Source organism: Rothia sp. HMSC061E04, assembly GCF_001813685.1.
GTDB classification, from domain to species: Bacteria; Actinomycetota; Actinomycetes; order Actinomycetales; family Micrococcaceae; genus Rothia; species Rothia mucilaginosa.
The window spans coordinates 1-1081 of the sequence record NZ_KV813681.1; the positions used below are offsets into that span (position 1 = coordinate 1).

Consider the following 1081-nt stretch of genomic DNA (forward strand, 5'->3'; position numbering starts at 1 on the left):
TGAACTGCCTCCCGTTTCTTGGACATCAAAACTAAAGTCCAAGAAACAGGAGGCTTTTCATGTCTATCAATCTGGGATTAAGACATGATCGTTTGCTCCGGGAGCAAGCAGCGCAAATGTTCGAGAGAGGATTCGGCTATGGTCTGACCGCCAGGAAGCTTGGTGTGTCCGCCGCGACTGTGAGAGAGTGGCAGAAAATGTACCACGTCATCGGGAGGGACGGGCTTCTTACCATGGGAGTAAAGCGAACCAAATACGACTATGAGACCAAGGTCGCCGCAGCGAAGGCTGTGGTTGATGGTGGGATGAGTAAGCCTGAGGCGATGGTGCATTTCGGTATTGCAAGCGCAACACCGTTGAAGCAGTGGTGCAGGCTGTACCGCCAGGGCGGCGCGCAGGCGCTTAAGCCTAAGCCCAAGGGCAGGCCGAAGGGGTCGGTGCGGGCGGTGCCGCCAACGCGTGAGGAGGAACTCGAAGAGCGTGTGCGCAAGCTTGAGGCACAGGTGGCGTACCTAAAAAAATCGATTGCCCTGAAGGCGCAGAAGCGCTCCCAAACCGGGACAAAGCCCTAGTGGTCGCTGAGCTTTCAGGGCATGGACACGCGGTGCGTGATCTCCTCGAAGCTGCTGGCCTTGCCAGGTCGAGCTACTACTACGCGTTGGCTCATCCCCAACAGCCAACCAGAGTGCAGCTACGTCCCAAGGTCGCCCAAATCTTTTCGCGAACCCCCAACGGGTGCGGTCACAGGCAGATAGCCATGTGCCTGCGCGCTGAGGAAGGGGTGCGCATTGCCGATAAGACGGTCTTGAAGATGATGCGCCAGATGGGGCTGCGCTGCGGTATACGCCGTGAGAGGCCCTACCGTAGGTATAACTCCTATAAGGGGGATGTGGGGCAAAGGTTCGCCAACATCATCGGTCGCAACTTCACGGCGACCGGTCCCTGGCAGAAGTTGGGTACTGATGTTACCGAGTTTAAGCTTTCCTTTGGTAAGGCCTACCTCGCTCCGGTTTATGACTTTGCCAGCAAGGAGATTGTTGCCCACTCCATCTCGATGTGCCCTAATCTTGCCCAGCAGCAA

At 56.9% G+C, this 1081-nt stretch carries 2 protein-coding genes; both read left to right on the forward strand.

Annotated features, from left to right (window positions below; genetic code table 11):
- Positions 1-59 precede the first annotated feature (59 nt).
- Positions 60-572 carry a helix-turn-helix domain-containing protein gene (locus tag HMPREF2927_RS00005; protein WP_070684523.1) on the forward strand — a complete coding sequence of 171 codons (513 nt, stop codon included), beginning with the start codon at positions 60-62 and terminating at the stop codon, positions 570-572.
- A gap of 113 nt (positions 573-685) precedes the next feature.
- The coding region (locus HMPREF2927_RS00010; protein ID WP_246827306.1) for an IS3 family transposase at positions 686-1081 on the forward strand (396 nt) is incomplete at its 3' end.